The sequence below is a fragment of the Pseudomonas sp. FW305-3-2-15-C-LB1 genome, assembly GCF_058787615.1.
This window is the reverse complement of sequence record NZ_JBYSZX010000013.1, coordinates 1-23,879: the sequence shown is the minus strand read 5'-3', so window position 1 is coordinate 23,879 and position 23,879 is coordinate 1. Positions and strand designations below refer to the sequence as shown.

The following is a 23,879-nucleotide window of genomic DNA, read 5'->3' as shown; positions in this document are numbered from 1 at the left end:
TCCGGTCAGGCACTCAGGGCCAAATAACGGTTTTTGATCGTAGGGTCGGCGCGGAAGGCTTCGGCGCTGCCTTCGTAGACGACACGGCCCTGTTCAAGCACGTAATGGCGGTCGGCGAGCTTGTCGCAGACCATCAGGTTCTGTTCCACCAGCAGCACCGGCAGGCCGTCGTCCTTGACCTTGCGCAGGATCTTCACCAGTTCGTCGACGATCACCGGGGCCAGGCCTTCGGTGGGCTCATCGAGGATCAGCAGCTTGGGGTCGTTGAGCAGCGCACGGGCGATGGCGAGCATCTGTTGCTCGCCGCCGGACAGCGCGTGGCCGGCGTTTTTGCGGCGCTCCTTGAGGCGCGGGAACATGGCGTACACGTCTTCGAGTTGCCAGCGGCTGGTCTTGCGTGCGGCGATGCGCAGGTTTTCCTCGACGGTGAGCAAGCGGAAAATCCCACGGTTCTCCGGGACCAATGCCAAACCCTGACGGGCGATTTCGAAGATCTTCTGCCCGACCAGCGCCTGGCCGTTGAAGTGGATCTGGCCCTGGCGCGGGCAGATGATGCCGAGGATGCTGCGCAGGGTGGTGGTCTTGCCGGCGCCATTACGCCCCAGCAGCGTTACCAGTTCGCCGGGGTTGACGGTCAGCGATACGCCTTCCAGCACATGGCTCTTGTCGTAGTAGGAATGGATATTCTCGACGATCAGCATCAGGCAGCCTCCCCAAGGTATGCGGTGCGCACACGTTCATCGGCGCGCACGAATTCCGGCGTGCCTTCCACCAGGATCTGGCCGTGGCTCATCACCGTGATGCGTTGGCTGATGGACATGACAATGCTCATGTTGTGTTCGATCAGCAGTACTGTGTGATCGCGGCCGAGGTCGCTGATCAACTGGGTCATGATCGGGATATCGTCGATGCCCATGCCCGAGGTGGGCTCATCCAGCATCAACAGTTTCGGCTTGGAGCAGATCGACATGCCCACCTCCAGTACCCGTTGCTGGCCGTGGGACAACTCGCCGGCCAGGGTGTCGGCGCGGGCGGTGAGTTGCAGGCGTTCGAGCACCTGGTCGGCCATCTCCAGGTGTTCGCGCTGGCTGTCCACGCGACGCCAGAAGTTGAGGGCACGTGCGCCGTCACGGCCCTGGGCGGCCAGGCGCAGGTTCTCGCGCACGCTGAGGTTCTGGAACAGGCTGGTCAGCTGGAACGAACGCGCCATGCCCAGGCCCACACGGCCGTGGGCGGGCTTGCGCATCAGGTTTTTACCGTCGAAATGAATTGCTCCAGCGGTGGCCTGGCGCTCGCCGGTGAGGCAGTGGAACAGGCTGGTCTTGCCGGCACCGTTGGGGCCGATGATGGTGTGGATGGTGCCGGCCTCGACCTTGAGGTTGACGCCATTCACTGCGTGGAACGCGCCGTAGGCCAGTTCCAGGTCCTGGGTTTCCAGCAGGATGCTCATAGCCCTTGCTCCTTGGCGATAACCACGTTCTTGCGGCTGCCGCGTACCTTCTCGAACAGCGATGCCAGGCCGCCCCACAAACCACCGCGCATGAAGATCACCACCAGGATCAGGATCACCCCCAGCAGCATCAGCCAGCGCGGCCACAGGTCGGAGAGGAAATCCCCGAGCAGCACGATGGAACCGGCGCCCAGCAACGAGCCAAACAGCGAACCGGTGCCGCCGACGATGGTCATGATCAGGATGTTCTCGGACATCGCCAGGTCGATGTTCGACAGCGGCACAAAGTGCAGCAGCATGGCGTACAGCGCCCCGGCAATCCCGGTGACGGCGCCGGACAGCACGAACACCAGGATCTTGAAGTGCCGTGTGTCGTAGCCGATGGCCGAGGCGCGGGTTTCGTTTTCGCGGATCGCCATCAGCGTGCTGCCGAACGGCGAGGCGATCACCCGGCGTGCACCGATGAAGATCAGCAGGAACAGCACCGCGACAAAACCGTAGAACGCGCGGGCGTCGGCCAGGGACAGCAGCACGGTGTCGCCGAGGCGGATTTCCGGGCGCGGCACGCTGAGCAGGCCGTTGTCGCCGCCGGTCCAGTCGCTGAGGGTGTAGGCGACAAAATACGCCATCTGGCTGAACGCCAGGGTCAGCATCACGAAATAGATACCGGTACGCCGGATCGCCAGGGCACCCACCAGCAAGGCCAGGAACCCACCCGCAATGGAGGCGCCGAGCAACGCGGTGAACAGGCCCAGTTGCAGGTGGATCATCAGCAGCGCCGCACAGTACGCGCCGGCCCCGAAGAAGATGCCTTGGCCGAACGACAGCAGCCCGGTGTAGCCCAGCAACAGGTTGCAGGCCAGGGCGGCCATGGCAAAGATCAGGATCTCGGTGGCCAGGGTCGCCGACGGCAAGATCAGCGGCAGGCCGATCAATACCGCCAACACCCACAGCAGCATTGCGCGCGATTGCGTCTTGGCAAACGGCAGGGGATTTTTCTCGCTCATGTCAGGCTCTCCCGAACAGGCCGTAGGGACGGACCAGAATCACCACGGCCATCGCGCCGTAGATCATCAGGCTCGCACCCTGGGGCCAGAGTGTGGTCATCAGGCTTTGCACCACGCCCACCAGCAAACCGCCAACCAGCGCACCGCTGAACGAGCCCATGCCGCCGATCACCACCACCACGAAGGCGACGCCGAGGATCTCCGGGCCGACAAAGGGCTGCGCGCCGCGCAACGGTGCGAACAGCACACCGGCGACGCCGGCCAGGGCCACGCCGAGGGCGAAGGTCATGGAGAACAGGCGGAAAATATTGGTGCCCAGCAGCGACACGGTTTCGGTGCTTTCACTGCCGGCGCGCACCAGGGCACCGAAGCGCGTGCGTTCCAGCAGCAACCACAGGCCCAGGCCGACCAGCCCGGAAAACACAATGAGGAACAGGCGGTAGTAGGGGTACACGAAGTCACCCACCACCAGCACGCCGCGCAGCAGTTCCGGTACCGCGACGCTCTTGCCCACCGGGCCCCAGATCATCACGCTGGCCTCCTGGATGATCAGTGCAATCCCCAGGGTCACCAGGATCTGGAACATGTGCGGCAAGTGGTAGATCCGCTGGATCAACAGGCGCTCGATCACCCAGGCCAGTGCAGCCACCACCAGTGGCGCGATCAGCAGCGCCAGCCAGAAGTTGCCGGTGAGGCTCACGGCGGTGTAGCAGATGTAGGCACCCAGCAGAAAGAACGCGCCGTGGGCGAAGTTGACGAAGTTGAGCAGGCCGAAAATGATCGTCAGCCCGACCGCAATGAGGAAGTAGATCATCCCCAGCCCAAGGCCGTTGAGGATCTGGAACAGGTAAAGATTAAGCATGCAGGAACCCTCGGCAGGACGCCGCTTGCGCGGCCCTGCGCTACAAAATTCAGGGGATCAGCCGAGCGTGCAGCCCGTGGCGTCCACCGGCGGGAACGATTGGCCGGCGCTGAGCACCTTGGCCAGGTCGTCCTTGTCGGCCATCTCGCTGCTGGCCTTGCCGATCAGCAGGTAGTAGTCCTTGATCACCTGGTGGTCGCCGGCGCGGATCGATTCCTTGCCGGTGGGCCCTTCGAAACTCAGGCCCTGCATGGCCTTGGCCACGGTCGGCCCGTCGAAGCTGCCGGTGGCGATGATGGTTTCGAGCATGACCCTGGTGCTGATGTAGTCGGCGGCCAGCGGGTAGGTGGGGTTGATGCCGTACTTGGCCTGGGTCAGCTTGACCAGTTCACGGTTGAGCGGGGTGTCGACCTGGTGCCAGTACTGTGCGCCAAGGTACACGCCCTCGAGTACATCGCTGCCCAGTTCCTGGAATTGGTCGAGTCCGGCGGACCACACCAGCAGCACTTTCATGCGCTCCTTGATGCCGAAGTTGACCGCCTGGCGCAGGGTGTTGGACGACTGGCTGCCGAAGTTGAGCAGCACCAGCACGTCGGGTCTGGTCGAGATGGCGTTGGTCAGGTAGCCGGAAAATTCCTGTTCCTGCAGCGAGTGGTAGCTGTTGCCGACGTGTTCCAGGCCGTGTTCTTTGAGCACGTTTTTGGCGCCTTCGAGCAGGGCGTCGCCGAACACGTATTGCGGGGTTATGGTGTACCAGCGCTTGGCGTCGGGCAGCAGTTTGATCAGCGGCACCATGGTTTCGCGGATTGCGCCGTAGGTGGGCACGGACCAGCGGAACGTCGCCTTGTTGCAGTCCTTGCCGGTGACTTCATCGGCGCCCACCGGGGTCATGAACACGCCGCCGACCTTGTCGACTTCCTTGGCCACCGCCAGTGCCGACGAGGACAAGGTGCACCCCTGGAAGAACCGCGCGCCGTCCTGCTGGATGGCTTCCTGGACCTTGCGCACCGCCTTGCCGGCGTTGCCTTCGGTGTCGATGACCTTGTAGTTCAACGGGCGACCCAGCACCTGCGGGTACTGCTCCACCGCCAGGCGCGAACCCATGTCGGCAAACTTGCCATAGCTGGCAAACGCGCCAGACATGGACTTGAGGCCGTAAAAGGTAAAGGGCTCGGCGGCGAATGCCGAGCGCACGCTCAGCGGGAGGCTGAGGGCGGCTGCGGCGGTGAGACTGGCTTTCAACAACGTACGACGCTGCATGGGGTGACTCCCTGGTTTAGTTATTGGCAGGAGTGGCAATGGCGATACGGTGGAGCAAGGGCCTGTGGGCAGGCCTGTTATTGGATGAAACGATGTGTGGTTGAAATGCAGCCCACATGTGGGAGGTGGCTTTCCTCCGATAGCGGTGTGTCAGTCGACATTAATGTTGAATGTGCTGGCGTCATCGGGGGCAAGCCCCCTCCCACATGGGGTCTGTGGTGTTCTTTAAGAGTGATCGAACTCCAGTAGAAAATGCGGGCTGACCTGGCCTTCAAGGGCGGTCATGTGGTGTTCGGCATCGCACATGTGTTCATGCATCAAGCTGCGTACCGCGCTTTCATCCCCGGCACGAAAGGCGATCAGCAACTGCTTGTGATAATCCAGGTTGGCCGCGTCGAACTGCTTGCGCTTGGGCTTGTAGGCTTTTTTCAGCACCACCAGGTCGCGCAGCAGGTCGTTGAGAAACTGCGCCATGAAACTCAGCAGCGGGTTGGGGCAGGCCTTGGCCAGCAGGTTGTGGAACTCCAGCTCCGCCAGGCGTTGTTCGCGCTGGCCGGCCTCGCTGTCTTCCGGGGCGCTGCAGAAGTCCACGTTGTCTTGCAGGGCCTGGTAGTCGTCTTCGCTGAGGCGCCCGAGCACCGACACCGCCAGTTCCACTTCGATGACTTTGCGCAGTTGGTACACCTGTTCGCCGTCCAGGTGCTGGAAGTGCAGGTAGTTGCGCAATGCGCGGCTGGCCGGTTCGGTGCCGGCCTGGTTCAGGTAGGCGCCACCGCTGGGGCCGGTGCGGGTGCTCACCAGGCCTTCCACTTCCAGGGCCTTGAGTGCTTCGCGGGCAGAGCCCTTGGAGCACTGGAAGCTTTCCATCAGCTCACGCTCGGTGGGCAGGCGGTCGCCGGGCTTCAAGGCGTCGGTGACGATTGAGCGCTTGACCGACTCGACAATCACATCGGACAGCTTCTGGCGTTTGCGTCGTAGCGGGCGGCTTAGCATGGGTTCGATTTATCGTATTAATGCGGATAAATAGCACTTAATAACGATCGACCCCCAACGTCAACGCCGGGTGTCGTTTTTGAGGACAACAGGTCGCAAACGGGGGTTACTGTCCTTCGGCGGAATCCAGGCAGCGCGTGGAGCGTGGAGGTTGCTTGCCGTAGATCAGGAAGTCGCCCACCCAGCGGTTGATGCAACTGCTGGCGTCCTGTGTGGAGGAGTCTTTCAGGCGCAGTTGTTCAACGAAGGGCGCCGCCATTTCGCTCGCGTGCGCGTTGACCAGTACCATGCGCGTGACCCGCTCGGGGAACAGCGTGGCGTAGTGGTTGCCCAGGCGTGCGCTGTCGGCATTGCCCAGGTAACGCAATTGAGCTTCACCGAGTTGGGTACGTACGAACTCCAGGTCCTGGGCCGCCTGCTCGATGCCATTGTCGGTACTGAGGTCGCGGGTGCTGAGCTCGATGACGTCATAACGGTCGACCAGCCGGCGATAGGCTGGGTGGGAGTGGGAGCCCCACAGGCTGGCCAGGTGGATGACGAAGGTGCCGACCTGAGTCTTCTTGGCCGCGTCGCCGGCCTGGGCAATGATCACCCCTTCACGGTTCAACGGGTCGCGGGCCCCGACGCGGGTTACGTACAAGCGCAACCTGCCCTGGCGGGGCGCGGCATGATTGCGCGGTACGCTCACGGTGCCGCATTGGGTCCGTTCCAGTACCGCAGGGTCCAGGCGTTCAACGGAGGGCAGGGGACAGTCCAGCAACCAGTCGATGGCAGTGGGTGGGATCAACGGCTGGGCTGTAGCAAGGTTTGCCATCAGCCAGAGGCAGGCGCCCGTCAGGTGTTTTGCAGAAGTCATCGAGAGGTCCCGGGCAACCGTGTGATAGCGGCTTTTTTACCAAGGACCTTGGGTCGAAGAATGTAGGCTGAAAGAACGTCTGTTGTATGAAATTGGAGTTTTGTTTATCGGATCTCTGTCTGCCAGCCACCACCCAGTGCTTTGTACAGGGCGATACTGGCCTGTAGGCGTGACAAGCGCAGTTGCACGTTCTGGTCCTGGGCCGCGTACAGGGTGCGCTGGGTTTCCAGCACGGTGAGCAGGTCTTCGGCGCCGGCCTGGTAGCGGCTTTCGGCAATCTGGAACGCCGTCTGCGCCTGTTGCAGTTCTTCACGCTGCCATTCGCGTTGCTGGTCGAGGCGGGTGATGCTGCTGAGGGCTTTTTCCACATCGGCAAAACCGTTGATGATCGCGCCGCGATAGGTTTGCAGCAGTTCATCCTGGCGGGCGCGGGCCTTGTCGCGTTCAGCGCTTAAACGGCCGTTGTTGAAGATCGGGCCGACCAGGCCGGCGGTCAGCGTGTAGTAGGGGCTGCGCAGGATATCCAGGGCCTTGTAGGCATCCGAGCCCAGGGTTGCGCCCAGGGTGATGGCAGGCAGCATGGCGGCGCGGGCCACGGTGACGTCGGCCTGTGCCGCCGCCAGTTGTGCTTCGGCCTTGGCGAGGTCGGGGCGGCGGCTGAGCAGTTGGCTGGGCATGCCCGCACCGATGGTTGGCCAGGTCAGCGCCTGGAAGCTCTCGGAGCCCAGGTCCAGGCCTTGTACCGGCTGGCCGAGCAGGGCGGCCAGGGTGATCCGCGATTCTTCGCTCAGTTGCTGGATCAGCGGCAATTGGCGTTGCTGGCTGGCCACCAGGCTTTTTTGCTGGGCCAGTTCCAACGCGGTGGCGGAGCCGGCGTCATAGCGGGTCTGCACCAGCGCGAGCACATTGCGCGCATTGGCCAGGTTCAGCTCGGCAATCTGCTCGCGCTGCCGGGCGGCCAGGGTTTGCGCGTAGCGGTCGGCGACGCTGCTGAGCAGGGTCAGTTCCACCGTGGCCTGGTCGAACGCGCTGGCGCGCAGACTCTGTAAGGCGCTGTCGCGGGCGGCGGCGCGGCCACCCCAGAAGTCCACCTCGTAACTGGCGGTGAGGTTGGCGCTGTAGTTATCGACGGTATCATCGCTGCGTGTTGCGTCCAGGTCCGGGCCACCCGGGCCGCGCAGCAATTTCTGGCGGCTGGTGGCGAGGTTGAATTTCACCTCCGGCAGCAGCGGCGCGCCGGCGATCACTGCGCTGGCCTGGGCCTGGCGCACGCGGGCCGTGGCGGCGGCCACGTCGAAGCTGTCCCGGCGGGCCTGGTCGACCAGGCGATTGAGCTGCGGGCTGCCTAACTGGGTCCACCATTGCTGCTGGGTGGCCTGGGCGGCGCTGCGCTCGGTATATTGCCAGGCAGCCGGCGGTGCAATGCCGCTGTCGATGGCAGGCGGGTTGCCGGTGCAGGCGCTGAGCAATACGCAGAGGCCGGGCAGGTAAAGGGATCGTTTATTCACTGGTCAACGCCTTGACCGGATCGAGCCGGGCAGCTTTACGGGCCGGCATAAAGCCGAATACGACGCCGGTGACAAGGGCGCAACCGAATGCACCGAACACCGCCACCAGGGAAAACTGCACCGCCACCTTGGCCAGCACCAGCACGCCGCCCACCAACAGCGCGAGGGCGATGCCGCACAGGCCGCCGACCACCGAAAGCATCACCGCTTCGGTGAGGAACTGACGCAGGATGTCGCGCTGGCGTGCGCCGGTGGCCATGCGGATACCGATTTCACGGGTACGCTCGCGTACAGTCATCAACATGATGTTCATCACGCCAATGCCGCCCACCAACAGGGAAATCGCGGCAATCGAACCGAGCATCAGCGACAGTGTGTTCTGCGTGCGCGCCTCCGCCTGGATCATCGCGGCGTTGTTGGTCAGCTCATAGTCGCGCTTGCCGTTGTGCAGTTTTTGCATCAACTGGTCGATGGCCACCTCGGCCTCGCGGACCTTGCGCGCGTCCGCCGCGGCGATCACCACATACTCGGGGTTGTAGCTGCCGAACAGGCGCACGCTGGCGGCGGTGTAAGGGATGGCAACGCGATCGTCGCTGTCCTTGTTGCCGGAGCTGGCGCCTTTTTCCGCCAGCACGCCGATCACCTGGAATGGCACGTTTTCAATCAGGATGTACTGGCCGATGGGGTCGACCTCGCCCTTGAACAGCTTCTCGCGCACACGATGACCAATTACCGCCACGGTGGCAGCGGCACGCTCGTCGGCGGCAGTGAAATAATTGCCCTCGACCACCGGCCAATTGAAAATCTCCGGGAAGTTGGTGTCGTTGCCGCCCACGTAAGCCATGTAGTCGACATTGCCGAAACGTACCCCGGCTTCGTTGCCGTTGACCGGCATGATGCGCTGCACCTGCGGCAGGGCCGCCAGCGCATGCACGTCATCGAGCGTCACGATCCCCAGCGGCGTGCGCGGATTCGGCGATGAACCGCTGAGGTAGATGATGTTGGAGCCGAACGCCCCCATCTGCGCCATGACCTGGCGCTTGCTGCCTTCGCCCACTGCCAGCATCACCACCACCGACGCCACACCGATGATGATGCCCAGCAGGGTCAGCGCGGTGCGGAAGCGGTTGATCCACATCACACGCCAGGCAGCTTGCACCGCGTCCACCAGTTCGGCTTTCCAGGCGCCATTGTGCTCGGCGCCGTCGGCCAGGCGCTGGCGCAGGTCCACGGCTTGCAGGGCCCCGGTGGTGGCTACGGGCTTGGTGTCGCTGTCGTTGGCCGAGTCACTGATGATCAAGCCATCGCGAATTTCGATGATGCGGTTGGCCCGCGCAGCCACTTCGCGGTCGTGGGTAATCAGGATCACTACGTGGCCCTGGCTGGCCAGTTCGTCCAGCAGGGTCATGACCTCGGCGCCGCTGTGGCTGTCGAGGGCGCCGGTGGGTTCGTCGGCGAGGATGATATGGCCGCCGTTCATCAACGCACGGGCGATGGACACTCGCTGCTGCTGGCCGCCGGACAGCTGGTGCGGACGGTTGCCGGTGCGCTCGGCCAGGCCCAGGCGGGTGAGCAGGGCGTTGGCGCGGGCATGGCGTTCGGCGGCGCTGATGCCGGCGTAGATCGCCGGCATCTCGACGTTTTCCTGGGCCGAGCCCGAGGGGATCAGGTGGTAGCCCTGGAACACAAAACCAAAGGCTTCGCGGCGCAGCCAGGCCAGTTCGTCGCTGTCCAGGTGCGCGACGTTTTCCCCGGCGAACAGGTAGTCGCCGGTGCTGGGGCGGTCAAGGCAACCGAGGATGTTCATCAACGTGGACTTGCCGGAGCCGGAGGCACCGACGATGGCGACGAATTCCCCGGCATGGATCGCCAGGTCGATGCCGCGCAACACGTCGACCTGCGGGCTGTCGCCGCCGCCGTAGGACTTGCGGATGTCCTTGAGTTCGATCAGGGGCGTGTTCACCTCAACCCCCGTTGCCATCGGCCGGGCCGACCAGCAGTTGATCACCTTCGTTCAGGCCGTCGAGTACCTGCACGCGCAAGCGGTCGCTGATGCCGACCTGCACCTGGCGCTGCTCGATACGGCCATTCTTGCCCACCACCCGGGCGATCTGCTGGTTGGCGTTGGCCGTGCCCTGTAGCGCAGCGATCGGCGCCGTCAGCGTATCCTGGGCCTGGCTGGCGACGAAAAATACCTGGGCGGTCATTTCCGCCATCAACGCGTTGTCGCTGTTGTCCACATCCAGCAACACGGTGTACAGCACCACGCGGCCGCTGCCGCTTTTATTCGAACTGTTGGGGCTGCCGCTGCCCTGGGTTTCGTTCAACGGCTTGGGCGGGATCGGCAGGATCTGCCGCACGGTGCTGGTCCAGCGCCGGTTGCCGCCGCTCAGGGTGGTGAAATAGGCGGTCATGCCCGGTTTGACGTGGCCGATATCAGCTTCCGAGACTTGCGCCCAGACGGTCATCGGCGACAGCTTGGCGATCCGCAGGATCAACGGTGTCTGCTGCTGCGCGTTGAGGGTCTGGCCGACCCGTGCGTCCACCGCGACCACGGTGCCGGTCATCGGCGCATAAATCCGCGTGTAGCCCAACTCGGCTTCATCACTGCGCAGGCTGGCCTGGGCTTGCAGGATCTGCGCCTGGAACATATCGACCCGGGCCTGGGTGGCGCTCAGTTCCGCCTTGGCGGTTTGTACGTCTTCCTCGCGGGTGGCGTTGCCGGCGACCAGGCGCTGCTGGCGCTGGTATTTCTGGCGCGCCAGTTCGTGCTGGGCCTTTTGCTCCTGCAACTGGGCCTTGAGGTTTTCGATGGCGTAGCGGCTGGCGTCGAGCTTGGCCTTCTGCGTGGACGGGTCGATCTCCACCAGCAATTGGCCTTCCTGCACCTGGTCGCCGGCCTCGACGTGGATCTTGCGGATCTGCCCCGATGCCTGGGCGCCCACGTCCACATAACGACGCGGTTGCAGGGTGCCCAGGGCGGTCACGCTGTTTTCGATATTGCCGCGGGTGACGCTGACGGTGGTGAGGGTGTCACGCCCCGGCGGCAGCACCTGCCAGGCCGCGACGGCGATAATGGGGATCAGGCACGCGATAACGAGCAAGGCGCGTCGGGCGGGTCGAGGGCGTTTCATGCGTGGGTTTCCAGCCAGGAAAGTTCGGACCGCAGTTGCGGGGAGCTGACAAGTAAACGAGAGAATTGCGCGGGGATTTAGGCGGTTACATAAGCAGTTACAGCTCCCTTGAAGAAAAAAATCGTCCGTTGATGCGAGTCTGCTTTAAAAGTAGATGAGAATTACTATAAATTGCACACACTCAAACTGCCATCACCTGAACGCTGTCTTTTTTGCACCCGGGGACCTAATGCCGCCACCCCGCGGCCGGGAGTCATGTTGGAAAACTACTATCGCGAGCTGGTGTGTTTCCTCAACGCCAAGCTGGGCAACCGTCAGGTGGCCGAGGATGTGGTGCATGACGCGTATGTCCGGGTGCTGGAACGTTCCAGCGACACCCCCATCGAACAACCCCGTGCCTTTTTGTACCGCACCGCGCTTAACCTGGTGATTGACGGCCACCGGCGCAACGCCTTGCGCCAGGTCGAACCGCTGGACGTACTCGATGCCGAAGAACGCTTTGCCAGCAGTTCGCCGCACACCACCCACGACCACGGCCAGCGCCTGGAACTGCTCGAACGCGCCCTGGCCGAGCTGCCGCCGGCCTGTCGCGACAGCTTCCTGCTGCGCAAACTCGACGGCCTGACCCACCTGCAGATCGCCGAACGCCTGTGCATTTCCCGCGCCCTTGTGGAAAAACACATCGTCAACGCCATGAAGCACTGCCGGGTGCGCATGCGCGAGTGGGAAGCGCACTGATCAATGATTGGTTAAATTTTATTTCACTGTCCTCGTTTCCTATCAACACACGGCCAGATGTGCAGGCCTTGAAAGGTATTCCCGCCCCACCGCCAAGGGGCTTATCCAGAGGACACTGGAATGACACAGGCAATTGCTTCGCCCGCGGTTCACGACCTGATCGGTATCGGTTTCGGCCCTTCGAACCTGGCGCTGGCCATCGCCCTGCAGGAGCGCGAAAAGGCCCAGGGCAAACTGGACGTACTGTTCCTGGACAAACAGGCTGACTACCGCTGGCACGGCAATACCCTGGTCACCCAGAGCGAGCTGCAGATCTCGTTCCTCAAGGATCTGGTGACCCTGCGCAACCCCACCAGTCCGTACTCCTTCGTCAATTACCTGAAAGCCCACGACCGCCTGGTGGAGTTCATCAACCTGGGCACCTTCTACCCGTGCCGCATGGAGTACAACGATTACCTGCGCTGGGTCGCCGGCCAGTTCCAGGCCCAGGCGCGCTACGGCGAGGAGGTGCTGGCCATCGAGCCGATCCTGCACCAGCAGCAGGTCGAAGCCCTGCGCGTGATCTCCCGCGATGCACTGGGCGAGCAGCATGTGCGCACCACTCGTTCGGTGGTGGTCAGCGCCGGTGGCACGCCACGTATTCCCGAGGCGTTCAACGCGCTCAAAGGCGACAGCCGGGTGTTCCACCATTCCCAATACCTGGAGCGCATGGCCAGCCAGCCGTGTGTCGACGGCAAGGCCATGCGCATCGCCATCATCGGCGGCGGCCAGAGTGCGGCCGAAGCCTTTATCGACCTGAACGACAGCTTCCCGTCGGTGCAGGTCGACATGATCCTGCGCGGCTCGGCGCTCAAGCCGGCCGATGACAGCCCGTTCGTCAACGAAGTGTTCTCGCCGGCCTTTACCGACCTGGTGTTCCAGCAGGAGGGCGCCGAGCGCGAGCGCCTGGTGGCCGAGTACCAGAACACCAACTATTCGGTGGTGGACCTGGACCTGATCGAGCGCATCTACGGCATTTTCTACCGCCAGAAAGTTTCCGGCATCGCCCGCCAGGCGTTCCGCACCATGACCGTGGTCGAGAAGGCCACGCCGGGCCCGCTGGGCATCGAGTTGGCGCTGCGCAACAACGCCAACGGCGAAACCAGCCTCAACCATTACGACGCGGTGATCCTGGCCACCGGCTACGAGCGCCAGACGCACCGCGCCTTGCTCGCGCCGCTGGAAGACTACCTGGGCGACTTCGATGTGGCGCGCGACTACCGCATCGTCACCGACGAGCGATGCAACGCCGGCATCTACATCCAGGGTTTCAGCCAGGCCAGCCACGGTTTGAGCGACACCTTGCTGTCGGTGCTGCCGATCCGCGCCGATGAAATTGCGGCGTCGTTGTATGCCCTGGACCGTGGGCGCGGCAAGGGGCGCTCGGTGCAGGACCTGTTGTTTGCCACCGCCAGCTGACCAACTGCGCTTGTGACCGGGAGGGCTGCCTGATACTGTACAAAAAACCAGTATCGGTAGCCCTCCATGCAGTTGATCGAAAAACTCAGCATTCTCGCCGACGCCGCCAAGTACGACGCGTCCTGCGCCAGCAGTGGCGCGCCCAAGCGCAGTTCCGAGGGCAAGACGGGGCTGGGTTCCACCGATGGCATGGGCATCTGCCACAGCTATACGCCGGACGGGCGTTGCGTGTCGTTGCTCAAGGTGCTGCTCACCAACTTCTGTCTCTACGACTGCCAGTACTGCGTCAACCGCCGCTCCAGCGACGTGCCACGCGCACGGTTCAGCCCGGAGGAGGTGGTGACCCTGACCCTGGATTTCTATCGGCGCAATTGCGTCAGCGGGCTGTTTCTCAGCTCCGGCATCATCCGTTCGTCCGACTACACCATGGAGCAGTTGGTGCGCGTGGCCAAGCTGCTGCGCGAAGAACACGACTTTCGCGGCTATATCCACCTCAAGACCATTCCCGACGCGGACCCGGCGCTGATCGCCGAGGCCGGGCGCTATGCCGACCGGCTGAGCGTGAACATCGAGCTGCCCACCGAGGCCAGCCTGCAGACCCTGGCGCCGGAAAAAAAGATCGTCTCGATCAAGCAGGCCATGCAGACCATCTACACTGGCGAGCAGACGGTCCGTAACGAACCGCGTGCACCGCGTTTTGCCCCGGCCGGGCAGAGCACGCAACTGATCGTCGGCGCCGACGACACCGATGACAGCACCATCCTCCACGGTGCCGAGGCGTTGTACGGCAACTTCAAGCTGCGTCGCGTGTATTACTCGGCGTTCAGCCCCATCCCCAACAGCCCGAAAAGCGTGCCCCTGGCCGCGCCGCCGCTGATGCGCGAGCACCGCTTGTACCAGGCCGATTTCCTGTTGCGCAGCTATGGGTTCAACGCCAATGAGCTGTTCAAAGGCCCCGGCCACCTGGCCCTGGACATCGACCCCAAGCTGGCCTGGGCCCTGGACAACCGCGATGTGTTCCCTCTGGACCTGAACCGCGCCGAACCGACCTTGATCGCACGCATTCCAGGCATTGGCCTGCGCACCACCCAGCGCCTGGTGGACCTGCGCCGCGAACGCAAGATCCGCTTCGAAGACCTGGCGCGCATGCGCTGCGTGCTGGCCAAGGCCAAGCCGTTTTTCATCACCAGCGACTACCATCCGCAACAGGCCGATAGCACCAGCGTGCTGCTGCGCGAACAACTGCGCGACCGCCCGCAACCCGAGCAGATGGGGTTGTGGGGGTGATCAGCCTGGAATGCGACAACCTGTTCGCCACCTGGCGCGACCAGGCACGCTGGCTGCTCAGCCATCAGGTCGACCCCAGTCAGGTGAGCTGGGGCGAGGCGGAGGTGGCGGACCTGTTTGCCACTGACCAGTCGATTCCCGAGGCGCCCGGGCCTTTCCAGACGCGAGTGCCCAAGGCCCTGCTGGAACTGCTGGAATCGGCTGCCTGCTACCACGGCGACCAACGCTGGAGCCTGCTGTATGAGGTGCTGTGGCGCGTCAGCCATGGCGACCGCACCGCGATGCTGGCCGGGGACAAGCTGGGCAGCGAGTTGCAGCGGCGGATCAAGCAGGTCAGCCGCGAGGCGCACCACCTGCATGCATTTGTGCGGTTTATCGCGCTGCCGGCGGGAGCGGGGCCGGAACTGCCGGAATACGTGGCCTGGCATGAACCGGCCCATGACATCCTGAAATCCGCCAGCCAACATTTTATCGGGCGCATGGGCCGTCATCGCTGGATGATCGCCACGCCGTTGGATGGGGTTTACTACGATGGCGAGCAGTTGATCCACCAGCGTGAGTGCCCCGAGGCGTGGCGGCAGTTGGCGCAGAATGTCGAGGACCCCCATAGCGCGATGTGGCTGACCTATTACAGCCACATCTTCAACCCGGCACGGTTGAACCCCAAGGTGATGGAAGGGCATTTGCCCAGCCGGTTCTGGAAGAACCTGCCGGAGGGCAAGTTGATACCGGGGTTGATCAGCGAGGCAAGGACGGGGAAGCAGAAGGATGGGCAGGCCAGGCTGATTGGCGCCAAGCCTGGCAAGAGAATCTTAAGCGGGCAGGGTTGAATATGTGGGAGGGGGCTTGCCCCCGATGAGGGAGTGTCAGTCACAGATGCATAGACTGACACACTGCTATCGGGGGCAAGCCCCCTCCCACATTCGATCGGCAGTGTTTTGGAGAGATAAGTTCAGGCCAACTCGGTGGCGGTGTTCTTGACCACTGCCAATTCCGGATGCGCCACCAACTTATCGATGTGCAACTCATCATTGTTCAGCCAGGTCTCTGTCAACACCCGGTAATGCTCCATGTCCCGGCAACGCATGCGCAGGCTGTAGTCGAACGGTCCGCTGATCAGCTGGCATTCGAACACCTGCGGGCAGGCCTTCACACAGGCTTCGAAGGCCTTTTGCGCCGAGCGCCCGCTTTGGTTGGACAAGGCCACCAGCACCAGCAATGACAAGCCTGGCGAGACCATCTGCACATCGATGATCGCCCCATACCCACGGATCACCCCGCGCCGCTCCAGCTTGCGCACCCGTTCCAGGCAGGGACGGGGCGTGAGGTGTACCAGCGACGAGAGCTTTTCGTAGGTGATGCGCCCCTGATGGCGCAGCACTTCGATAATGGCTTCATCGATGCGGTCCAGCGCAGGGGAGGAATGGGGTCCGTTGGCCTTGGTATCCATGGGTTTCACTTCAAACGGTTGGAAAGAAATTGCTGCAGGCGCTCACTGCTGGGGTGGTCGAGGATCCTCGCGTCGCCTTGTTCCTCAACCTTGCCCTGGTGCAAGAACAGCACTTGGCTGGACACCTGGCGGGCAAAGCCCATTTCGTGGGTGACCATCAGCATGGTACGACCTTCCTCGGCCAACGTCTGTATGACTTTGAGGACTTCTCCTACAAGTTCTGGGTCGAGCGCGGAAGTCGGCTCATCGAACAGGATGATCTCCGGCTCCATCGCCAAGGCCCGGGCAATCGCCACGCGCTGCTGCTGGCCGCCGGACAGGAACGCCGGATACTGATCCGCCACGCGGCCCGGCAGGCCGACCTTGTCCAGGTACAGGCGTGCGCGCTTTTCCGCCTCGGCGGCGCTCACGCCCAGCACCCTGCGCGGGGCCATGGTGATGTTTTCCAGCACGGTCATGTGGCTCCACAGGTTGAAGTGCTGGAACACCATGGCCAGGCGTGTGCGCAGGTTCTGCAGTTGGGCCTGGTGTGGCGCGCGGGTGCCGGCGCGGCCTTGCTGCATTTCGATGCTGATGCCGTCCAGAGTGATCACCCCGGCGTCCGGCTGTTCGAGGAAGTTGATGCAGCGCAGCATCGTGCTTTTGCCGGAGCCGCTGGCGCCGATCAGGCTGATCACATCGCCATTGCGCGCATTCAGCGATACGCCCTTGAGCACTTCGTGTTCGCCGTAGCGTTTGTGGATGCCTTCGACTTGCAGCTTGATAGCGGTGGTGGCGGGTGTGGCAACGGGTTCTTCAACGGGATAAGTGGCCAGGGCCTGCGCGGACTGATTCATGGGTTAGCCTCGGGTAGGAACAAGAAAACGCATCCAGCGACGTTCGGCCAGTCGGAACAGGCCCACCAGTGCAAAGGACAGCAGCATGTAGAGCAGGGCGGCGATGCCGAAGGCCTGGAACGTCAGGAACGTCTCGGCATTGGCGTCGCGGGCCACCTTGAGGATGTCGGCGACGGTGGCGGTAAACGCCAGGGAGGTTGCGTGCAGCATCAGGATCATTTCATTGCTGTAGGCTGGCAATGCGCGGCGCAAGGCCGCCGGCACCACCACAAACAGGTTCAGCCGCCAGCCATGCAAACCATAGGCGCGGGCCGCTTCGATTTCGCCGTGGGGAATATTGCGGATCGCCCCGGCGAAGATTTCCACGGTGTAGGCGCAGGTGTTGAGCACGAAGGCGAGCAGGGTGCAGTTCAGCGCGTTGCGGAAAAACTGGTTGAGCAAGGCGTTGTCCTGCACCACTTCCAGGCTGTACAGCCCGGTGTAGCAAATCAGCAGTTGGATATACAGCGGCGTCCCGCGGAACAGGTAGGTATAGACCTCTACCGGCCAGCGCAGCCAGAAGTGCTCGGAAACCCTTGCCAGTGCCAGTGGAATCGACAGCACGAAGCCGAACACCACCGAGATGATGAACAGCCACAGGGTCATGGCCACGCCAGACAGCCCCGCGCCATCGCTGAACAGGTAGGCCAGGCCGTATTGCTGGAACAGTTCGATCATCGCGCCATCCCCTTGATGCCGAGGTTGTAGCGCCGTTCGAGGCGCTTGAAGATGCGGTTGGAGAGGGTGGTGATCACCAGGTACACCAGGCCGGCGAGGATCAGGAAGTACAGCGGCTCGTTGGTGGTCTTGCCGGCGTTCTGCGCGGCCTTGACCAGGTCCGACAGGCCGATGATCGACACCAGCGCCGTGGACTTGAGCAACACCAGCCAGTTATTGCCCAGGCCCGGCAGGGCAAAACGCATCAACTGCGGGAACAGCACCAGGTGAAAACGCTGCCAGCGGCTCAGCCCATAGGCGGTCGCCGCTTCCAGTTGGCCGACCGGCACGCTGAGGATCGCGCCCCGGAAATTCTCGGTGAAATACGCGCCGTAGATGAAGCCCAGGGTGACGACGCCTGCGGTAAATGGGTCGATTTCAAAGTAGCCCCAGCCGAACATTTCGCTCAGGTCGTTTAGCCACAGTTGCAGGCTGTAGAAAATCAGCAGGATCAGCACCAGGTCCGGCACGCTGCGGATCAGCGTGGTGTAGAGCGTGGCCGGTACCCGCAGCCATTTGGCGCTGGAGAGCTTGGCGCCGGCGGCGATCAGGCCAAGGGCGAGGCTCAGGGCCAGGGCGAGGAAGGACAGCTTGAGCGTCATCCACGCACCCTGGGCGAGCATCGGGCCGTAGCCCTGCAAGTTGAGGAATTCATTCATGGAAATGATCTCGATGGAGCACAGAGATTGACTGTGGACGCTGCCTTTTGTGGGAGGGGGCTTGCCCCCGATAGAGGTGTATCAGTGCCAAATCAGTTGACTGACCCACCGCTATCGGGGGCAAGCCCCCTCCCACACAAGCAAGTTTCCACAGCGAGGTCAGAGCATCACTCGTGGTAGATATCCTGATCACCGAAGTACTTCTTCTGGATCTGCGCGTAAGTGCCATCCGCCTGCACGGCAGCGATACCCTTGTTGATCAGCGTGCGCAGTTCCTGGTCGTTCTTGCGCAGGCCCATGGCGATGTCCAGGGGCAGGGTCGGGTCCTTGAAGGCCGGGCCGGTCTTGAAGTCGGCACCTTCGGGCTTGGACAGGAAGTTGAGCTGGGCTTCGAGCTTGTCGGTCAGGGTCGCGTCGAGGCGGCCGTTCTGCAGGTCGGCGTAGTTCTGGTCCTGGGACTGGTACGCCTTGATCTGCGCGCCAAGCCTGGCCAGGTGCGCACGGGCATAGGCCTCCTGCAACGAACCTTGCAGTACGCCGACCTGCTTGCCCTTGAGGGATTGCGGGGTGTCGCCGAAGTCAGCGCTCTTGCGGGTGATCACCGAGGTCGGGCTGAGGAACAGCCGGTCACTGAAGTCGATGATTTTTTCACGGGCGGGGGTGACGGCCATGGACGACATGATCGCGTCGAACTTGCGCGCACGCAGGGCCGGGATCATGCCGTCGAATTCGTTGTGGACCCAGGTGCATTTCACTTCGAGCTTGGCGCAGATCGCGTTGCCCAACTCGATATCGAAGCCTTGCAGGCTGCCGTCGGCGGCCACCGATTCGAAGGGTGGGTATTCGGGGAATACGCCGAAGCGGATTTCTTTCCAGTCCTGGGCGTGGGCGGCGCTTGCGCAGAGTGGCAACAGCAGCGCGGCGAAGAGTGATCGCAATGGAGTCATGTGCAGGTCCCTATATTTTGTAATTGATGTCAGGGCAGTGAATAACTGGGAGCAGAGAATGCTTCATGATGGTGCGTTTTTTGTGTCGTTTACCCCGTGCACAAAGCGCGAATTGCGCTGTTAAAACCGGCAATGCAGCGGAATCGGCTGTGACACCCGCTGAATCGGCTTTTCATCCCTGAAAAACCGGCCTGCCATCGACGCAAAGCAGCAGGCCAGAGCGGTCTCAGGCACGCCTTTTCTGCTGTACGCCGGGCTGCCGGGCCAGGCGTGCGAACAGGTCTTTGGGATCGGCCAGGTCCGGCACCAGTTCAAGTGTGCTGCCCACATCCAGCGCTTTTGCGACGTCCATTACGTAGCGCAGTGCCGAGTAGTCTTCGATGGCGAAACCCACCGAGTCGAACAGCGTGACCTGGCGCGCATTCTCGCGGCCTGGCTGCTGGCCGTTGATCACTTGCCACAGCTCGGTCACCGGCGAATCTTCCGGCATGTGCTGGATTTCACCTTCGATACGGCTTTGTGGTTCGTACTCGACGATCACGCGGGCGCGCTCGACGATACGTCGGTCCAGTTCGGTCTTGCCCGGGCAGTCGCCGCCGACGGCGTTGAGGTGCATGCCGGGTTCGATCATGTCGTCGGTGAGGATGGTGGCGTAGGCCTTGTCGGCGGTGACGGTGGTGACGATGTCGGCGCCTTTGACGGCCTCGGCCACGCTGCCGGCCAGGATCACTTTGATTGCCGGGAAGGCCTTGAGGTTGGCCGCCAGCTTGACGGTGGCCTTGGCGTCGATATCGAACAGGCGGATTTCATTGATGCCGAGCATGGCGTGGAAGGCCAGGGCCTGGAATTCGCTCTGCGAGCCGTTGCCGATCAGCGCCATGCTGCGGCTGTTCTCGCGGGCCAGGTAGCGGGCGACCAGCGCCGAGGTGGCGGCGGTGCGGATCGCGGTGGTCAGGGTCATTTCCGCCAGCAGCACCGGCAGGCCGGTATCGACATCGCCCAGCGCACCGAAGGCCATCACGGTGAGCATGCCGGCCAGGGTGTTTTTCGGGTGGCCGTTGACGTACTTGAACGCATACAGCGACGCGTCGGACACCGGCATCAGCTCGATCACGCCGTCCGGCGAGTGGTTGGCCAGGCGCGCGCATTTCTCGAAATCCTGCCAGCGCAGGTAATCGGCGCGGATGTACTCGGCCATCTCGGTGATGCAGGTGGGCAGGCCTTTTTGCGAGACCAGGTAGCAGAGATCGTTGACGTCGATATAGCGGGTCATGGAAAGACTCCTTATTGAAATGAGGGACGGGCGGGCAGGTGCACTTCCGCCAGCATGCAGCGGGCACTGCCGCCGCCGATGCGTTCGATGTTGTCGATGTTCACCACCACCGGCCGGGTGTGGCGTTCTATGTGTTGGCGCTGGGTCGGTTGCAGGGCGCCCCAGGCGCTGGCCGACATCACCAGCAGCGGCTGGCCGTCGCGGTCGTGGACTTCGAGCATGTTGCCGGCGAAGGCTTCCAACTGGTCGAAGTCGAGGGCGACGATGTCCTTGCCAGTGTCGCGCAGGGAGCGCTCCAGGGCCTGGCGCTCATCGGCAATCGGCAGGGCTTGCAGGCACACCACCGAGAGGTCGCGGCCGACGCTCATCATCACGTTGCTGTGGTAGATCGGCGCGTGGTGGCGGTCGACCGCATGGAACACGCAGAGCTGGTAGTCGAGGCGTTCGGCGAACTGGCGCAGGGCGTCGTGGTGAGTGCGCCCGGAGTGGCAGGCGTAGCTGATGCGGTGCTGGCGGTCGAGCACCATGCTGCCGGTGCCTTCGAGGAAGATGTTCTGTTGTTCGAGGTGGCTGAGGTCGATGGTGTCCTTGACCGTAAATCGCTGTTCCAACACTTGCAGCACGCCTTTGTCGCGTTCCAGTCGTCGGTTCTGGCCTTCCATCGGGTACAGCACCAGGCTGCCGTCGGCGTGGCTGCTCCACCAGTTGTTGGGGAAGATCGAGTCGGGGGTGTGCGGCGCTGGGGTGTCCTGCACCACCAGAACCTCCACGCCGTGATTGCGCAGGGTGGTGACATAGCCGTCGAACTCCTCCAGCGCTTTCTGCTGTGCGTGGAGCGGGTCGAGGGGCGGGCGTTGGAAACGGTTGTTGATCGCGGTGTCCGGGTTGAAGGCAAAGCGCGCCGGGCGAATCATCAAGACGGTGTTGGTGGTTTGCATGGGGGCACGACATCCATGGGGTGAGCTGTGGGTGTATTTTGTGGGTTGTGCGGGATGAATCCCGGCTGAAACCGAGGGGTGGGTCAGCCGGGAAAGCTGAAAAGTGGGGTAGGGCAGCCGAATCGGCTACCGGAGTGAAATGCACGTAACCTGTGGGAGGGGGCTTGCCCGCGACAGCGGTGGGTCAGCCAGAAAATCTATATCTGAAAGCATGCTATCGGGGGCAAGCTCCCTCCCACATGGGTAGGGTGGTGTTTGTTGCAGCTGTGTCAGCCAGGAGGAATTATGTCTACCGTCGTTCGTTTAGCCCAAGCCACCGATGCCGAGGGCATCAGCCAGGTCATCCTGGCCGCCCTGCACAGCAGCAACGCGCGGGACTATCCGGCGCATGTGATTGCGCGGGTTGCCGCTAACTTCACGCCGGAGGCGGTGCTGGAACTGCTCAAGCGTCGCGTGGTGCTGGTAGCGATTCAGGATCAGGTGATCGTCGCCACCGCAGCGCTGGATGCGAATGTGGTGCGCTCGGTATTCGTCAACCCGGCGCTGCAAGGGCAGGGCATTGGGCGATTGTTGATGATCGAGATTGAGCTACGCGCCCGCGAAGCCGGGGTGACGGTGCTGAGCGTGCCGTCATCGCTGACCGCCGAGCCGTTCTACACCAAATTGGGGTTTCACACCGTGCGCGACGTTTATCACGGCAGCGAACGTACGTTGGTGATGGAAAAGGCCCTGCTGTCCCGGCATCCCATCGGGCCGTATCGCGACCGTCAGCACCGGGCGCAGGTGGTAGCGTTATGGCAGGAGGCATTCGGCTACGAAACGGCGCACAACCTGCCCGCCCTGGCGATTGATAAGAAGCTGGCGGTCGACGATGGGCTGTTCTTTGTCGCGACGGACAAAAAAACCGTGATCGGGACCATTCTGGCCGGGTACGACGGGCACCGTGGCTGGCTGTATTCAGTGGCGGTGCATGGGGACTATCGGCGGCAGGGTTTGGGATCGTCGCTGGTGCGGCATGCGGAACAGGTATTGACGGCGCTGGGCTGCATGAAGATCAACCTGCAGATCACCAGTGGTAATGAGGGGGTCGTCGGGTTCTACGAGGCATTGGGGTATGGGGTGGAACCCAGGATCAGCATGGGCAAGAAGCTAGTGGTGAATATCCCCGAACAATGAAAAAACCCGCCAGATGGCGGGTTTTTCCAGGTAACTCAGACCTTGACGATCCAGCCTTGCGGCGCTTCGACGTCACCGGTCTGCACACCGGTCAGCTCTTTGTAGAGCTTCTGGGTGATCGGGCCGACTTCGGTCTCGCTGTGGAACACGTGCAGCTTGCCGTTGTACTGGATGCCGCCGATCGGCGAGATCACCGCCGCCGTACCGCAGGCGCCGGCTTCCTTGAACTGGTCCAGTTTGTCGATGAACACTTCGCCCTCGATCACGTCCAGGCCCAGGCGGGTCTTGGCCAGTTCGATCAGCGACAGGCGGGTGATGCCTGGCAGTACCGAAGGCGACTTCGGCGTGATGAACTTATTGTCGTGGGTGATCCCGAAGAAGTTGGCCGAGCCGACTTCTTCGATTTTCGAATGGGTCATCGGGTCCAGGTAGATCGCGTCGGCAAAACCGGCTTTCTTCGCTTCGGAACCCGGCATCAGGCTGGCGGCGTAGTTGCCACCGACCTTGGCGGCACCGGTGCCTTGTGGGGCGGCGCGGTCGAAGGTGGAAATCTGGAAGTTGTGCGGCACCAGGCCGCCCTTGAAGTAGGCGCCGACCGGGATGCAGAACACCGAGAAGACGAACTCCGGCGCGGTGCGCACGCCGATGTTGTCACCGGTGCCGATCACGAACGGGCGCAGGTACAGCGCGCCGCCACTGCCATACGGCGGGATGAAGCGCTCGTTGGCCGCGACCACTTGCTTGCAGGCATCGATGAAGTCTTCGGTCGACACGTGCGGCATCAGCAGGCGTGCACAGCTGCGCTGCATGCGGGCGGCATTCTGGTCCGGGCGGAACAGGTTGATCGAACCGTCCTTGCAACGATAGGCCTTGAGGCCTTCGAAGCACTGCTGGCCGTAGTGCAGGGCGGTGGAGCCCTCGCTGATGTGCAGCACGTTGTCGTCGGTCAGGGTGCCTTCTTGCCATTCGCCGTTTTTCCAGACCTGGAGAAACCGCTTGTCGGTCTTGATGTAGTCAAAACCCAGCTTGTCCCAATTGATGCTTTCGTTACCCATGACACCCTCTATCGTTGGTCAAGTCGGTTTTTTTCTGGATGGGCGCAACAATACTGCATTCTTGGCTTGTGTGGGAGCCACTGGGTGTGACCGATCCACCGCTATCGGGGGCAAGCCCCCTCCCACAAGGGGAATGCATTCCAAATGTGGGAGGGGGCTTGAACTGGTCAAGTAATCTTGGACACCGATTAAGGTTTCACGCCGCCAACTTCTCCCTGGCGACTGGTGACCGATAG

Annotated in this window: 23 protein-coding genes; 5 read left to right on the top strand and 18 right to left on the bottom strand. The window is 62.8% G+C overall.

The window, feature by feature from the left end; translation table 11 throughout:
- Nucleotides 1–5: 5 nt before the first annotated feature.
- The 10 genes from AC3WP7_RS22285 to AC3WP7_RS22240 all read right to left on the bottom strand — a co-directional run bounded on the left by AC3WP7_RS22285 (nt 6) and on the right by AC3WP7_RS22240 (nt 11,070).
- Nucleotides 6–701: an ABC transporter ATP-binding protein gene (locus AC3WP7_RS22285; RefSeq protein WP_028617000.1), complete on the bottom strand. Its 696-nt coding sequence runs from the start codon at nt 699–701 to the stop codon at nt 6–8.
- Nucleotides 701–1,450, bottom strand: a complete 750-nt coding sequence (locus tag AC3WP7_RS22280; protein WP_071492108.1) for an ABC transporter ATP-binding protein — start codon at nt 1,448–1,450, stop codon at nt 701–703. Before AC3WP7_RS22280 ends, AC3WP7_RS22285 begins: the two co-directional genes overlap by 1 nt.
- Nucleotides 1,447–2,457, bottom strand: coding sequence for a branched-chain amino acid ABC transporter permease (locus AC3WP7_RS22275; protein ID WP_102593092.1), 1,011 nt, complete (start codon nt 2,455–2,457; stop codon nt 1,447–1,449). Before AC3WP7_RS22275 ends, AC3WP7_RS22280 begins: the two co-directional genes overlap by 4 nt.
- Before the next feature lies 1 nt (nt 2,458).
- Nucleotides 2,459–3,319 (bottom strand): branched-chain amino acid ABC transporter permease, encoded by an 861-nt coding sequence (locus AC3WP7_RS22270; protein ID WP_015884776.1) that lies wholly within the window; start codon nt 3,317–3,319, stop codon nt 2,459–2,461.
- Nucleotides 3,320–3,376: 57 nt separating this feature from the next.
- Complete coding sequence (locus AC3WP7_RS22265; RefSeq protein WP_102593091.1) at nt 3,377–4,579, bottom strand: ABC transporter substrate-binding protein; 1,203 nt, start codon at nt 4,577–4,579, stop codon at nt 3,377–3,379.
- Between the two features lie 225 nt (nt 4,580–4,804).
- Entirely contained in the window at nt 4,805–5,572 is a 768-nt protein-coding gene (locus AC3WP7_RS22260; protein WP_015884774.1) for a FadR/GntR family transcriptional regulator, read from the bottom strand.
- A 106-nt stretch (nt 5,573–5,678) separates the two neighbouring features.
- The gene (locus tag AC3WP7_RS22255; RefSeq protein WP_102593090.1) at nt 5,679–6,428 is read right to left on the bottom strand and encodes an alpha/beta fold hydrolase; all 750 of its coding nucleotides are present in this window, start codon (nt 6,426–6,428) and stop codon (nt 5,679–5,681) included.
- Nucleotides 6,429–6,532: 104 nt separating this feature from the next.
- Nucleotides 6,533–7,936 (bottom strand): efflux transporter outer membrane subunit, encoded by a 1,404-nt coding sequence (locus tag AC3WP7_RS22250; protein WP_102593089.1) that lies wholly within the window; start codon nt 7,934–7,936, stop codon nt 6,533–6,535.
- Nucleotides 7,929–9,917 (bottom strand): MacB family efflux pump subunit, encoded by a 1,989-nt coding sequence (locus tag AC3WP7_RS22245; RefSeq protein WP_146012715.1) that lies wholly within the window; start codon nt 9,915–9,917, stop codon nt 7,929–7,931. The genes AC3WP7_RS22250 and AC3WP7_RS22245 overlap by 8 nt, the downstream gene beginning before the upstream one ends.
- Nucleotides 9,901–11,070, bottom strand: a complete 1,170-nt coding sequence (locus AC3WP7_RS22240) for an efflux RND transporter periplasmic adaptor subunit (RefSeq protein WP_092244633.1) — start codon at nt 11,068–11,070, stop codon at nt 9,901–9,903. The genes AC3WP7_RS22245 and AC3WP7_RS22240 overlap by 17 nt, the downstream gene beginning before the upstream one ends.
- Before the next feature lie 255 nt (nt 11,071–11,325).
- Here AC3WP7_RS22240 and AC3WP7_RS22235 point away from each other — a divergent pair, with 255 nt between their 5' ends.
- The 4 genes from AC3WP7_RS22235 (at nt 11,326) to AC3WP7_RS22220 (ending at nt 15,383) form a co-directional block, all read left to right on the top strand.
- Nucleotides 11,326–11,808: a sigma-70 family RNA polymerase sigma factor gene (locus AC3WP7_RS22235; RefSeq protein WP_071492100.1), complete on the top strand. Its 483-nt coding sequence runs from the start codon at nt 11,326–11,328 to the stop codon at nt 11,806–11,808.
- Between the two features lie 120 nt (nt 11,809–11,928).
- Entirely contained in the window at nt 11,929–13,266 is a 1,338-nt protein-coding gene (locus tag AC3WP7_RS22230; protein ID WP_102593087.1) for a lysine N(6)-hydroxylase/L-ornithine N(5)-oxygenase family protein, read from the top strand.
- 66 nt (nt 13,267–13,332) lie between these two features.
- Nucleotides 13,333–14,553: a putative DNA modification/repair radical SAM protein gene (locus AC3WP7_RS22225; protein WP_092244638.1), complete on the top strand. Its 1,221-nt coding sequence runs from the start codon at nt 13,333–13,335 to the stop codon at nt 14,551–14,553.
- Nucleotides 14,550–15,383, top strand: coding sequence for a TIGR03915 family putative DNA repair protein (locus tag AC3WP7_RS22220; RefSeq protein WP_102593086.1), 834 nt, complete (start codon nt 14,550–14,552; stop codon nt 15,381–15,383). The genes AC3WP7_RS22225 and AC3WP7_RS22220 overlap by 4 nt, the downstream gene beginning before the upstream one ends.
- A gap of 122 nt (nt 15,384–15,505) precedes the next feature.
- Here the strand turns inward: AC3WP7_RS22220 and AC3WP7_RS22215 are convergent, their stop codons facing one another.
- The 7 genes from AC3WP7_RS22215 to ctlX form a co-directional block, all read right to left on the bottom strand.
- Nucleotides 15,506–16,003 (bottom strand): Lrp/AsnC family transcriptional regulator, encoded by a 498-nt coding sequence (locus AC3WP7_RS22215; protein ID WP_016974875.1) that lies wholly within the window; start codon nt 16,001–16,003, stop codon nt 15,506–15,508.
- A 5-nt stretch (nt 16,004–16,008) separates the two neighbouring features.
- Nucleotides 16,009–16,839, bottom strand: a complete 831-nt coding sequence (locus AC3WP7_RS22210) for an ABC transporter ATP-binding protein (RefSeq protein WP_256579965.1) — start codon at nt 16,837–16,839, stop codon at nt 16,009–16,011.
- Nucleotides 16,840–16,842: 3 nt separating this feature from the next.
- Nucleotides 16,843–17,556, bottom strand: coding sequence for an ABC transporter permease (locus AC3WP7_RS22205; protein WP_065903984.1), 714 nt, complete (start codon nt 17,554–17,556; stop codon nt 16,843–16,845).
- On the bottom strand, nt 17,553–18,254 hold the full coding sequence (locus tag AC3WP7_RS22200) for an ABC transporter permease (RefSeq protein WP_071492097.1): 702 nt from the start codon (nt 18,252–18,254) through the stop codon (nt 17,553–17,555). Before AC3WP7_RS22200 ends, AC3WP7_RS22205 begins: the two co-directional genes overlap by 4 nt.
- 167 nt (nt 18,255–18,421) lie before the next feature.
- Nucleotides 18,422–19,201, bottom strand: a complete 780-nt coding sequence (locus tag AC3WP7_RS22195; protein ID WP_092244644.1) for an ABC transporter substrate-binding protein — start codon at nt 19,199–19,201, stop codon at nt 18,422–18,424.
- Between the two features lie 226 nt (nt 19,202–19,427).
- Nucleotides 19,428–20,474 carry an ornithine cyclodeaminase gene (gene ocd / locus AC3WP7_RS22190; protein WP_093512956.1) on the bottom strand — a complete coding sequence of 349 codons (1,047 nt, stop codon included), beginning with the start codon at nt 20,472–20,474 and terminating at the stop codon, nt 19,428–19,430.
- 11 nt (nt 20,475–20,485) lie between these two features.
- On the bottom strand, nt 20,486–21,412 hold the full coding sequence (gene ctlX, locus AC3WP7_RS22185) for a citrulline utilization hydrolase CtlX (RefSeq protein WP_092244650.1): 927 nt from the start codon (nt 21,410–21,412) through the stop codon (nt 20,486–20,488).
- 285 nt (nt 21,413–21,697) lie between these two features.
- Here ctlX and AC3WP7_RS22180 point away from each other — a divergent pair, with 285 nt between their 5' ends.
- The gene (locus AC3WP7_RS22180; RefSeq protein WP_102593085.1) at nt 21,698–22,588 is read left to right on the top strand and encodes a GNAT family acetyltransferase; all 891 of its coding nucleotides are present in this window, start codon (nt 21,698–21,700) and stop codon (nt 22,586–22,588) included.
- A gap of 35 nt (nt 22,589–22,623) precedes the next feature.
- Here AC3WP7_RS22180 and AC3WP7_RS22175 read toward each other — a convergent pair whose 3' ends face one another.
- Entirely contained in the window at nt 22,624–23,643 is a 1,020-nt protein-coding gene (locus tag AC3WP7_RS22175; RefSeq protein ID WP_093124323.1) for a branched-chain amino acid aminotransferase, read from the bottom strand.
- Nucleotides 23,644–23,879 lie beyond the last annotated feature (236 nt).

Bases quoted from the DNA above. Each gene is read 5' to 3' on its own strand.
- AC3WP7_RS22205 (WP_065903984.1), bottom strand. From the start codon at position 17,556: ATGATCGAACTGTTCCAGCAATACGGCCTGGCCTACCTGTTCAGCGAT.
- AC3WP7_RS22255 (WP_102593090.1), bottom strand. From the start codon at position 6,428: ATGACTTCTGCAAAACACCTGACGGGCGCCTGCCTCTGGCTGATGGCA.
- AC3WP7_RS22215 (WP_016974875.1), bottom strand. From the start codon at position 16,003: ATGGATACCAAGGCCAACGGACCCCATTCCTCCCCTGCGCTGGACCGC.
- ocd (WP_093512956.1), bottom strand. From the start codon at position 20,474: ATGACCCGCTATATCGACGTCAACGATCTCTGCTACCTGGTCTCGCAA.
- AC3WP7_RS22240 (WP_092244633.1), bottom strand. From the start codon at position 11,070: ATGAAACGCCCTCGACCCGCCCGACGCGCCTTGCTCGTTATCGCGTGC.
- AC3WP7_RS22285 (WP_028617000.1), bottom strand. From the start codon at position 701: ATGCTGATCGTCGAGAATATCCATTCCTACTACGACAAGAGCCATGTG.
- AC3WP7_RS22180 (WP_102593085.1), top strand. From the start codon at position 21,698: ATGTCTACCGTCGTTCGTTTAGCCCAAGCCACCGATGCCGAGGGCATC.
- AC3WP7_RS22280 (WP_071492108.1), bottom strand. From the start codon at position 1,450: ATGAGCATCCTGCTGGAAACCCAGGACCTGGAACTGGCCTACGGCGCG.
- AC3WP7_RS22265 (WP_102593091.1), bottom strand. From the start codon at position 4,579: ATGCAGCGTCGTACGTTGTTGAAAGCCAGTCTCACCGCCGCAGCCGCC.
- AC3WP7_RS22230 (WP_102593087.1), top strand. From the start codon at position 11,929: ATGACACAGGCAATTGCTTCGCCCGCGGTTCACGACCTGATCGGTATC.
- AC3WP7_RS22210 (WP_256579965.1), bottom strand. From the start codon at position 16,839: ATGAATCAGTCCGCGCAGGCCCTGGCCACTTATCCCGTTGAAGAACCC.
- AC3WP7_RS22235 (WP_071492100.1), top strand. From the start codon at position 11,326: ATGTTGGAAAACTACTATCGCGAGCTGGTGTGTTTCCTCAACGCCAAG.
- AC3WP7_RS22260 (WP_015884774.1), bottom strand. From the start codon at position 5,572: ATGCTAAGCCGCCCGCTACGACGCAAACGCCAGAAGCTGTCCGATGTG.
- AC3WP7_RS22200 (WP_071492097.1), bottom strand. From the start codon at position 18,254: ATGAATGAATTCCTCAACTTGCAGGGCTACGGCCCGATGCTCGCCCAG.
- ctlX (WP_092244650.1), bottom strand. From the start codon at position 21,412: ATGCAAACCACCAACACCGTCTTGATGATTCGCCCGGCGCGCTTTGCC.
- AC3WP7_RS22225 (WP_092244638.1), top strand. From the start codon at position 13,333: ATGCAGTTGATCGAAAAACTCAGCATTCTCGCCGACGCCGCCAAGTAC.
- AC3WP7_RS22275 (WP_102593092.1), bottom strand. From the start codon at position 2,457: ATGAGCGAGAAAAATCCCCTGCCGTTTGCCAAGACGCAATCGCGCGCA.
- AC3WP7_RS22195 (WP_092244644.1), bottom strand. From the start codon at position 19,201: ATGACTCCATTGCGATCACTCTTCGCCGCGCTGCTGTTGCCACTCTGC.
- AC3WP7_RS22245 (WP_146012715.1), bottom strand. From the start codon at position 9,917: ATGGCAACGGGGGTTGAGGTGAACACGCCCCTGATCGAACTCAAGGAC.
- AC3WP7_RS22270 (WP_015884776.1), bottom strand. From the start codon at position 3,319: ATGCTTAATCTTTACCTGTTCCAGATCCTCAACGGCCTTGGGCTGGGG.
- AC3WP7_RS22175 (WP_093124323.1), bottom strand. From the start codon at position 23,643: ATGGGTAACGAAAGCATCAATTGGGACAAGCTGGGTTTTGACTACATC.